Source organism: Arthrobacter sp. 05N33_2, from assembly GCF_056397425.1.
This window is the reverse complement of record NZ_JBFTNJ010000088.1, coordinates 1-10,198: the sequence shown is the minus strand read 5'-3', so window position 1 is coordinate 10,198 and position 10,198 is coordinate 1. Positions and strand designations below refer to the sequence as shown.

Annotated in this window: 10 protein-coding genes and 1 rRNA gene; 3 read left to right on the top strand and 8 right to left on the bottom strand. The window is 67.8% G+C overall.

Annotated features, from left to right (window positions below):
• The 4 genes from AC1DHX_RS19230 to AC1DHX_RS19215 all read right to left on the bottom strand — a co-directional run.
• Window positions 1-109, bottom strand: a 16S ribosomal RNA gene (locus AC1DHX_RS19230); the annotation flags it as partial.
• A gap of 532 nt (window positions 110-641) precedes the next feature.
• A complete protein-coding gene (gene tyrS, locus AC1DHX_RS19225; RefSeq protein WP_230007239.1) occupies window positions 642-1,955 on the bottom strand; it encodes a tyrosine--tRNA ligase in 1,314 nt (437 codons plus the stop codon).
• 60 nt (window positions 1,956-2,015) lie between these two features.
• Window positions 2,016-4,244 (bottom strand): HelD family protein, encoded by a 2,229-nt coding sequence (locus AC1DHX_RS19220; protein WP_476900364.1) that lies wholly within the window; start codon window positions 4,242-4,244, stop codon window positions 2,016-2,018.
• 147 nt (window positions 4,245-4,391) lie between these two features.
• Window positions 4,392-4,913, bottom strand: a complete 522-nt coding sequence (locus AC1DHX_RS19215) for an adenine phosphoribosyltransferase (RefSeq protein WP_243181808.1) — start codon at window positions 4,911-4,913, stop codon at window positions 4,392-4,394.
• 187 nt (window positions 4,914-5,100) lie between these two features.
• On the opposite strand from AC1DHX_RS19215, the gene AC1DHX_RS19210 reads away from it, so the two are divergent.
• Entirely contained in the window at window positions 5,101-5,727 is a 627-nt protein-coding gene (locus AC1DHX_RS19210; protein WP_476859011.1) for a GNAT family N-acetyltransferase, read from the top strand.
• Here the strand turns inward: AC1DHX_RS19210 and AC1DHX_RS19205 are convergent.
• Both AC1DHX_RS19205 and AC1DHX_RS19200 read right to left on the bottom strand, forming a co-directional pair.
• Entirely contained in the window at window positions 5,724-6,317 is a 594-nt protein-coding gene (locus AC1DHX_RS19205; RefSeq protein WP_476859012.1) for a hypothetical protein, read from the bottom strand. The genes AC1DHX_RS19210 and AC1DHX_RS19205 overlap by 4 nt on opposite strands.
• A gap of 73 nt (window positions 6,318-6,390) precedes the next feature.
• Window positions 6,391-7,080, bottom strand: a complete 690-nt coding sequence (locus AC1DHX_RS19200; protein ID WP_476859013.1) for a DNA-3-methyladenine glycosylase — start codon at window positions 7,078-7,080, stop codon at window positions 6,391-6,393.
• 90 nt (window positions 7,081-7,170) lie between these two features.
• Here AC1DHX_RS19200 and AC1DHX_RS19195 point away from each other — a divergent pair, with 90 nt between their 5' ends.
• Window positions 7,171-8,718: an AlkA N-terminal domain-containing protein gene (locus AC1DHX_RS19195; protein ID WP_476859014.1), complete on the top strand. Its 1,548-nt coding sequence runs from the start codon at window positions 7,171-7,173 to the stop codon at window positions 8,716-8,718.
• Window positions 8,715-9,233: a methylated-DNA--[protein]-cysteine S-methyltransferase gene (locus AC1DHX_RS19190; protein WP_230010645.1), complete on the top strand. Its 519-nt coding sequence runs from the start codon at window positions 8,715-8,717 to the stop codon at window positions 9,231-9,233. Before AC1DHX_RS19195 ends, AC1DHX_RS19190 begins: the two co-directional genes overlap by 4 nt.
• 90 nt (window positions 9,234-9,323) lie before the next feature.
• Here the strand turns inward: AC1DHX_RS19190 and AC1DHX_RS19185 are convergent, their stop codons facing one another.
• A complete protein-coding gene (locus tag AC1DHX_RS19185; RefSeq protein WP_476900363.1) occupies window positions 9,324-10,061 on the bottom strand; it encodes a maleylpyruvate isomerase family mycothiol-dependent enzyme in 738 nt (245 codons plus the stop codon).
• 57 nt (window positions 10,062-10,118) lie between these two features.
• The coding region (locus tag AC1DHX_RS19180; protein ID WP_476900365.1) for a pyridoxine 5'-phosphate oxidase C-terminal domain-containing protein at window positions 10,119-10,198 on the bottom strand (80 nt) is incomplete at its 5' end.

The window sequence follows — 10,198 nt, the reverse complement described above, 5'->3', positions numbered from 1 at the left end:
CACCCGTTCGCCACTAATCCCCGGTGCAAGCACCGGATCATCGTTCGACTTGCATGTGTTAAGCACGCCGCCAGCGTTCATCCTGAGCCAGGATCAAACTCTCCGTTGAAGTAAAACAGACACAACATGCGCCCCCGGGAAAACGGGATACACACGCTGCACAAAATTTGAAACCAGCCAAAAACACCAGACCACACCACGGGGTGGCGGGCCCGGCAAATTCAACCAATTCAATACAATAAATTGGTATCAACAAACTTGGCACACTATTGAGTTCTCAAACAACAGACACATTCGAATACTTGCCGAAACAATTCATTTCCATGAATTCTTTATTCCGCTTTTCTTCGCTGCGATGTTTACAGCTTATTTCATTCATTTCCACTTTGCAAATTCGCGATTTTCATCGGAATTTCGCTTTGCGGAGCGAATCCGCCCAGCAGAATTGAAGCAATTTTCATTATGTGCGCCTGGCGCATGAAGAATTGCTTCTCATTTGTGGGGGTTTGTCACCACTCAACGGCGGCAACTCAGAAAACAATACACGCTCCTTCCCGGCCGTGCAAATCGGCCGGGAAGGAGCGTGCAGGTGCGTTTTCGGTACCAGTCAGGATCCGGTACCAGTCAGGATCCCGTGCTGGTCAGGGCGCGGCGACTTCCACCGTTGCCAGGTTCTTCTTGCCCCGGCGCAGAAGCAGGTAGCGCCCGTGCAGCAACTCGCTGGCCGCAATAACGGCGTCGGGGTCAGATACCTTCGCATTGTTGACGTAGGCGCCGCCCTCCCCCACAGTGCGGCGTGCGGCGGACTTGCTCTCAGACAGACCGGAGGCGACCAGCAGCTCGATGATGCCCAGGGCGCCGGCGTCAACCGTGGCGGAGGGCAGCTCGGAGGTCGCCGCCTTCAGTGTCGCTTCGTCCAGTACGGAGAGGTCGCCGTTGCCGAACACCGCGGCGGAAGCCGCAATGACCTTCTCGGTGGCGTCCACGCCATGGACGAGCGAAGTCACCTCGTAGGCCAGCTTTCGCTGGCCCTCGCGGGCGAAGGGCCGTTCGGCGATCGCGAGCTCCAGTTCCTCAATCTCGGCGCGGCTCAGGAAGGTGAACACTTTGAGTCGGTCCGCGACGTCGGCGTCCGCCGTGTTGAGCCAGAACTGGTAGAACGCGTACGGGCTGCACATGGTTGGATCCAGCCAGATCGCGTTGCCCTCGCTCTTGCCGAACTTGGTGCCGTCAGAGTTGGTGATGAGCGGCGTTCCCAGGGCGTGGACGTGCTTGCCCTCAACCTTGCGGATGAGCTCGGTGCCACTGGTGAGGTTGCCCCACTGATCCGAGCCGCCGGTCTGCAGCATGCAACCGTAGTCGCGGAACAACTGCAGGTAGTCCATGCCCTGCAGGATCTGGTAGCTGAACTCCGTGTAGCTGATGCCTTCGTCGGAACTGAGGCGGGAGGCAACGGCGTCCTTGCGGAGCATGGTGCCGACACGGTAGTGCTTGCCGATCTCGCGCAGGAAGTCGATGGCGCTCAGGGGCGCCGTCCAGTCCAGGTTGTTGACCATCCGGGCCGCGTTGTCGCCCTCGAAGCTCAGGAACCGACGGACCTGGGCCTGAAGGTAGCCCACCCACTCGGACACGGTGTCCTTGGTGTTCAGGGTGCGTTCCGCCGTCGGACGCGGATCACCGATCAAGCCCGTGGAGCCGCCCACGAGTCCGAGCGGCTTGTGGCCGGCCAGCTGGATCCGGCGCATGAGCAGCAGCTGGACCAGGTTGCCCAGGTGCAGGCTCGGCGCGGTCGGATCGAAGCCGCAGTAATACGTCACGGGGTCGCCGGCGAGGAGCTTTTCGAGCTCCGCCTCATCCGTGGAGACGTGGACAAGGCCGCGCCATTTCAGCTCCTGCCAGATATTGGCAAAGCTGGGATCGTTCTGCTGGGCATCGAGAATATTTAGCTGGGACACGGAATCTAAGTTAGCAGGATCAACCGGGCCGCAGCGCAGGTGACGCCCGCCGGCCCGGGCCTACTCCTCGATGCCTGCCGGGACTCCGGCGGCGGCGATGAGCCGCAGGCGCTGGGTGGGCCGGGTCAWGGCCACGTACAGGTCACCCACCCGGCCGTGCTCGTGGTTGAGCATGTCGGTCGGTTCCAGGACCACGACGCCGTCGAATTCCAGCCCCTTCGCCTCGCGGGGACTGATCACCACGATGTCCTGCGCGTAACTCCCGGCGCCCGTCCCGACCCGGTGGCCGTACACGGCCCGCAGTGCCGCGCTGGCCTCGGGGAGAAGGCCGCCGTCGGCGATGACCGCCAGCAGGCCGCCCTCGATGGCGTCCAGTTCCTCCGGAAGCACCTCGACGAGCTTGTTGACGATCTGGCCCTGGCCGACTTTGTCGATGACCGGGGACCAGCGCCCTTCCCGCACGGCCTTGGGCGCCGAAACCACCAATCCGGCCGCGGTCGCCATGCGGGCGGCGGCCTCGGCGATCTGGGACGGGGTGCGGTAGTTGACGGTCAGCTCCTCGAGCTGCCAGCGGTCGCCGAACATGGGGCCCAGGGCGCTGTGCCAGGAGTTGGCACCGGCAACAGAACTGGTCTGCGCGATGTCGCCCACGATCGTGAAGGACTTCAGCGGGCAGCGGCGGACCAGCAGCCGCCACTGCATGGGTGACAGCTCCTGCGCTTCGTCCACCACAATGTGCCCGAAGGCCCAGGAACGGTCCGTGGTGGCACGCTCTGCAGCGGTCAGCCGCGTCTCACGCTCCTGGTTCTGGTCCACCAGGTCTTCGGCCGTGACAAGGACGTCCACACCGGCGGTTTCCATGTTGACCAGGGTCTGCTTGGCGTTGGCCAGGTCGCGGGCCCGGTCTTGTTCCTGCTGCGCCAGGCCGCGCCCGGCGGCGGCATCAAGCTCGCCGAGCAATTCGGCAGCCTCGTCCAGCAGCGGAACGTCGGACTCGGTCCAGGGCGAATCGGCCGGGCGGAGCAGCAGCGCGCGTTCTTCCGGGCTGAGGTTCGGGGTGYATGCCTCGAGAATGGCCGGCTTGCTGAGCAGCTCCCCCACGAGTTTCTCCGGGGTCATCGGCATCCAGCACAGGTTCAGGGCGATCCGGACATCCCGGGCCGAGCGGACATCCTCCGCCAGGTACGAGCGGTCGGCGTTGTTGCCGATGTTGCCTGCCTCCACCAGCTCCGTCATCTGCTCGGTCAATTCGCGAAGCAGGATCTTGACGAAGGAGACGCGGGCCTCGTTGTGCGGTTTGCCCGTGGCGCGCGCCCTCTCCTTGGCGCGGCGGACCTGCCTGGGTGTGAGGACCAGTTTGCGGCCGTCCACCTCAAGGGTCCGGTTTCCGGCCGGAATGCGCTGCCGGTTGGCCACGGCGTTGGCGACCACCTCGGCCATGTCGAGCCGGCCCTTGATGGCGGCGACGGCGGAGTCCGGCTCGGCCACGGCGGTGATGCCGGGCATCAGCCGGCCCAGGCTCGCCATGACGACGCCGGTCTCGCCGAGCGAGGGCAGCACGCGTTCGATGTACTTCATGAAGGACGACGTCGGCCCCACCAGCAGGACGCCGGCGCTCTTGAGCCGGTCCCGGTGCGTGTAGAGCAGGTACGCGGCGCGGTGCAGGGCGACAGCGGTCTTGCCCGTGCCCGGGCCACCCTGGACCACGAGGGCGCCGGAGATGGAGGAACGGATGATCCGGTCCTGCTCGGACTGGATGGTGCCGACGATGTCTGACATCCGGCCCGTCCGCTTGGAGTTCAGGGCAGCCAGCAGGGCACCCTCGCCCTGGAGCGAATCGTTGTCGGCGAGCATGCCGGCGTCGAGCACGTCATCCTCGATTGCCTTGACCTCGCGGCCCTGCAGGATCAGATGGCGGCGGCGGCGGACGCCCTGCCGGTCGAATGCCGTGGCCTGGTAGAAATGGCCGGCCTCGGGCGCACGCCAGTCCACCATGAGCCGCTGCAGGTCCTCGGTGGTCAGGCCGATGCGGCCGATGTACTGGGCCTCCCCGGAATCCAGGTCCAGGCGGCCGAACACGAGCCGGTCATCGACGGCGTCGAGCTGGGCAAGGCGGTCCTCGTAGAGGGCGGCGAAGGCATCACGTTCGGAAACGTTCTGCATGGTGCCCACGGCACCGGCCCGGCGCACCTGGGCCAGCTGGGTGCGCTTCTCCGCCCGCAACTCATCGAGCCGGGCGTAAAGTCCGGCCACATAGTCGCGTTCATGGGCCAAATCAGCGTCGTGCATCGAACGTTCCCCTATCGAAAAAGACAGACCCACCATTCTACAGCCATTTCGGCGGCACGGCTGTTGCATGTCGCCGAACAATGCCAAGGCAGTCTTCGTCAGGGAATTCTACCGACACGTCCCGGATGGTCCAGCCCGGCAGGCCCGCTAGATCCGCAACAGGGACCGGACGTTGTGGCCGGTCAGGGCCGTGCGGCCGCCAAGATCGTCGAGTTCCATGACCACACCGATGCCGGCCACGTGGATCCCGCACCGCTCGAACAGCCGCGCCGCGGCGCCGAGCGTGCCGCCCGTAGCGAGCACGTCGTCGAGGATCAGCACCCGGCTCCCCGGCGCCAGGTCCGTGGTGTGCAGCTCAAGGGTGGCGGTGCCGTACTCCAGGGCGTAGTCCTCGGAGAACACCTCGCGCGGAAGCTTGCCGGCCTTGCGGACCGTGATGACCCCGGTCCCGGTGGCGTAGGCGGCGGCCGCCGCGAGCAGGAAGCCGCGGGCCTCCACTCCGGCGACGGCGTCGAACTGGCCCTGGAAAGGTCCCACCAGGGCATCGACGACGGCCCCGAAGGCGGCGCCGTCGGCGAACACCGGGGTCAGGTCCTTGAAGCTGACCCCTGGTTTGGGATAGTCCGGGATGGTGGCGCACAGGCTCTTGATCAGCTCATCCACCGGCATTGCAGTCGTCGTCTGGTTCGGGTCGCTTTGATTCACCCATCCACCTTACTGGCTGGTAGCGGGAAGCCTCCCGGGCCCCGGCCTCCCGGCCCGCCGGCTCCGCGGCAACCCGCCGGCCATCGAATGTTCACGCTGTCGGTGCCGGATTCGCCGCTCCTGTCCATCCCGCCGGTGATTGAATGCTCGAATGCGACACGAAATCGTCCTCTCCGGCCATGGGATTCGGCTGGTTCCGCTGGCCCCRCACCATGCGGCAGGCCTCTTCGATTTTGTGGACGCCGGCATGTGGGCAGGCATGGCGGCGCCGATGCCGGGGACTGCCCGCGAGCTGGCGGCGCTGTTCCGGTCACGGCTGGAGGATCCCGCCACCATCCCGTTCGCCGTGACGGACGGGCGCACAGGCGCCCTGCTGGGCACGACGTCCCTCCGCGACTACGTTCCGGACCAGCAACGCCTGGAAATCGGCGGAACATTCTACGGGCGGCAGTTCTGGGGCAGCCACGTCAATCCGGCGAGCAAGCACATGCTCCTCGCCTACGCCTATGAGGTACTGGAAGTGGACCGGGTGGCTTTCCGCTGCGACGCCCGCAACACCCGGAGCGCGACGGCGATCGAACGCCTCGGCGCACAATTCGAGGGGGTCCTCCGCGGCCACCGCGCGGCGCCAGGCGGGGGACGCGCGGACACCGCCGTCTTCTCGATCCTCTCGCAGGAGTGGCCGCACGTGCGCGAGGACCTGCGGCGCCGGCTCGCCCCCTTCGCCGTCGGCGCCGGCTACTCGCTGGGCAGCTTCGCAGCCACCTGGAACCCCTAATCCCCTGCCGCTGGAGGCAAGGCGTCCGGCTCCGGCGGGCGCAGGAGTTCGTTGGCAAGCCCGTAGGAGACGATGTCCAGCGCTTTTCGGAGCGCGCGTTCGGCGTCGAACCGCCCGGCTGCCACGCGGCTCAGCCGGGCGTAGTCCCCGGCCCATCCGGACCGGCGGAACCTGTCGGCGTCACCGTGAAGGAGCCGTCCATAGAGGACGTCCTCGAACAAGTCATGGTCGGCCAGGGCGATTTCGGCCATCAGCGCCTCGCGGTCCCGGATCATGCCGTTGGTGAACATCCCGGCCGCTTCCGCTGCGCCTTGGGCTAGCCGGGAGTCCGCCGAGTAGTTGCACAGGCGCAGCGCCCGCACCACGAGTTTGAGCGAAACGTGTTCTTCGGGAACGATGAATTTGCGCAGCAGGGCCGCGCGGAAGAGCTCAATCCAGTGCCGGCGCTCTGCTTCGACGGAGTCCGCCGCGACCTGCCCGCCATCGGGGGTGAACAGTTCCACCATCCGGAAGTACTCGGTGGCCAGCTCCGCGAAGATCTGGAGCCGCTCCAGCTCGCTGCCCGGTTTTCCGCGCTTTCCCTCGCCCATACTGCTCCATCATCCCCCACCACACGTGCCTGCATCAGGGCGCGGGAACGGGGCGCACACAGTGCCCGCTACCTCACGCGCCGCGGGCGCTTGGCGCCTTTGCCGGCTTTGCCGCCTTGTAGCGGGAGACGGTCGGGTCGCCGCTGAGCCAGAACCGCCAGGGGTACTCGTGGCTGCCGCCGTCGCCGGAGACGCCGACGCGCGGACCGGAGCTGATGCCCGCGGCGACCCCCTCCGGCGGGTACGCGGCCGGTTCCAGCCGGAAYGGCGGCGCGAGGGCATCCCGCCCGCTGTCCGCCGTCGTCAGTCCCAGCGCGGTGGCCAGCCGGGCCGGCCCGCTCGCGAGGTCGACATCCGATTTCGACGTCGGCCGCCTGGCCCTCGCCAGCTCATGTCCCGCGACCACTTCGCCGGCCCGCAGCAGGAGCGCCGATGCCACGCCCTCGGGCCCGCACACGATATTGGCGCAATGGTGCATCCCGTACGTGAAATACACGTAGAGGTGGCCGGCCGGGCCGAACATCGGGGCGTTGCGGGCCGTTTGGCCGCGAAAGGTGTGGGACCCGGGGTCAGGGTGGTGCGAATCATGCGGGCCCAGGTATGCCTCCACTTCGGTAATCCGAACCGAGACGGATCCGCCGGGCCCGTCGTGCGTCAGCACCGCGCCGAGGATCAGCGGCGCCACGTGCCGGGCATCGGCCGAGAGCAGCTCGCGGACGGTCTCGGCCGCGCCGGACTGGGCAGGAAGCGGGCTGGAAGTCATGCTCAGACTTTAACAAACACCGCCGAAGGAGAGGACGGCCGTGTCCGAATTCCGCTAGCAGCTGCTCCGCGAAGCTGGCAGGATGGGGTGATGGACTTCTGGCAGCGCTACCGGGCAATCGATGCCCGGGACACCCGATTCGACGGGCAGTTCTACACAGCTGTCCGGACCACCGGCATCTATTGCCGGCCCTCGTGCCCCGCGCGGACGCCCAAGGCGGACAATGTCACGTTCTATGAAACGTCCGCCGCGGCGCACGACGCCGGCTACCGTGCGTGCAAACGCTGCCTGCCCGAGGCCGTGCCGGGTACGCCGGCCTGGAACGTGCGCTCCGATATCGCCGGCCGGGCCATGCGGCTCATCAATGACGGCGTGATCAACCGCGACGGCGTCGAGGGGCTCGCGGCCCGGCTCGGATACTCCTCGCGCCAGCTCAACCGGATCCTCAGCCACGAACTCGGCGCCGGCCCGCTGTCCCTGGCGCGGGCGAGCCGCGCCCAGACCGCCCGCACCCTGCTGGTCTCCACCGCCATGAAAGTCTCGGACATCGCCTTCGCCGCCGGATTCAGCAGCGTGCGCCAGTTCAACGAGACCATCGGCGAGGTCTTTGCGATGACGCCTTCCGCGCTCCGGGCCACAGCCAGGCATCACCGCTCCCCCGCGGCGACCACAGCGCTCACACTCAACCTTCCGTACCGCGAACCGTTCGACCCGGGCGTCTTTGATTTTTTGGCAGTCCGCGCCATCCCCGGGATCGAGGAAGGTACCTCCACTTCCTACGCCCGGACCCTGCGGCTGACGCACGGCGATGCCCGCTTCCGGGTGGATTACGACGCCGGCGCGCCCGGGCGTCCGCTCGTGCTGACCATCGGCGCCGTCGACCTCCGGGATCTGGCCGCCCTGCTGAGCAGGGTCCGCCGGCTGCTGGACCTGGACGCCGATCCGGTCGCCATCGATGCCGCCCTCGAGGCCGACTCCCGGCTGGCCGCCGCGGTGGCGCGCACGCCGGGCATGCGGATGCCCGGCGCCGTTGATCCGCAGGAACTGCTGATCCGGGCGATGATCGGCCAACAGATCACCGTGGCCGCCGCGCGGACCGCCCTGGTCCAGCTTTCCGCGGTCGGAAGCGCGAGCCTGGTGCCCGACGACGGCCTCCACCGGCTTTTCCCGACGGCCGAGCAGATCGCCGGGACCGGCTTCGAACTGCTCCGAGGCCCGCAGCGGCGGATCGATGCTGTCCGGGACGCCGCGGCGGCGATGGCCTCGGGCGACCTCGACTTCGGCTACGGCGATGACGTGCAGGGGCTGGAGGCCAAACTCCTGCCCCTGGCCGGCGTCGGGCCGTGGACCGTGGGATACGTCGCGATGCGGGTCATCGGCGCGCCGGATGTGTTCCTGGCCAACGACGCCGCGGTCCGCAACGGTATCCGTTCACTCGCCGAGACCCCCGACGGCGCCACACTTACCCCGGATTTCCGTGAGGTCAGCCCCTGGCGCTCCTACGCCACCATGCACCTGTGGCGCGCAGCAGCGGCTGCCCAGGCCGCGGCGCGCAAGCCGTCCCTGCCGCCGAGGCAGGCTCCAACGCAGAACCACAAGCAGACTCCGAAGCAGACTCCGAAGGAAGCGAAACCATGAAAGCCCAGCTGTTGACCATGTCCACCCCGGACGGTCCGTTCACCATCATTGCCCGGGACGGGGCTGTCTTGTCGTCGGGCTGGACCGCCGTTCCCGGCGAGCTGACCGGCCAGATCCACGCTGACCTGCTTCCGGCCGAATTCGAGACCGTCACCGGGCTCGGCGGGATCTCCGAAGCCGTGGAGGCGTTCTATGCCGGCGATCCGGAGCCGGCCATGGGGGTGCCGGTGCTGCAGAAGTCCGGTCCGTTCCGCAGCCATGCCTGGGACGTGCTGCGCACGGTCGCGCCGGGGCGCCCGGTGACCTACACGGAGTATGCGGAGCTGTCCGGCAACGCCAAGGCCGTCCGGGCGGCGGCCAGTGCCTGCGCCTTCAACGCGGCGGCACTGTTTGTTCCCTGCCACCGCGTCATCCGCACCGACGGGACCCTGGGCGGCTTCCGCTGGGGGCTGGCCGTCAAGGGCAGCCTGTTGGACCGGGAGCGCGAAGCAGCCCTCGCGACGGCACGGGCCTAGGCCCTATTCCATAGCCTGCCGGACCCAGGCGTGCTCAGTTGTTGACGGGCGCACCGTGTGCGAGGGACGGCCTGCCGGACCCGGGCGGGCTCAGTTGTTGACCGGAACGCCGGCAGGCCAGGGCAGCAGCTTCGGAAGGTCGACGCCGTCGGCCGCGGCGGTGGCGCGCAGGCTGCCGAGGGTGGGGTTGCGGCCGGCGAGCCACGCGGCGATGTCCGTGAGCATGCCGTTGATCACGGTCGAGGTTCCGCCGCTCCCGATGGCCACCGCGGGCAGGCCAAGCGGCTGCAGCACGAAGCGCTGGCCCTCGGGTACCCGCGCGGAGAGGAAATCGAAAAGGTGCCCGCAGAACGGGCGGCTCCAGGTTTCCGGTCCGTGGCCGGTGCCGAGATCGGCGGCATGGATGACGAGTTCGCGCCACAGTGCCAGGCCGCCGTCGAAGACGACTCCTCCGCGGTAGGTGATGGGCTCACGCCAGCCGGCCGCGTCGAGGGAGTCGAAGGCGCGCAGGGCCCGGTCCAACGCCGCGTCGAGGTCGGCCCGGTGCTGCGCGAGGCTGTGGCCGGCCGCCATCTCGATGGCGCGGTTGCGCCCCTCGAAGCCGCCGTCATAGAGTTCGACGCCCTCGCCGCGGGCGGCATATTCGAGCTGCCGGCCCATCGCGTTGGYAATCCCGCAGATGTGGGCCAGCACGTGCCCGCGGCTCCAGCCGGGCAGTTCCGACGGCGCTTTGATGTCCTGTTCCGTCAGTTTCGCGGCGATTCCGGCCACGACTCCGGCGGCGCGGTGCAGTTCTGCCCGAAGGTTCTCTGGTGTGATTGAGGTCATGGCGCCCATCCTAAACCGAGCCACCCGATTAAGTCGGATTAACTGAGCGATGCCCGGTCAGCGGGGCGCGTAGCGGTGCCGGATGTGCCGGCGGTCGTGCCGGGCCTGCCAGAATTCGATTTCGCGCGGCCGGAGGG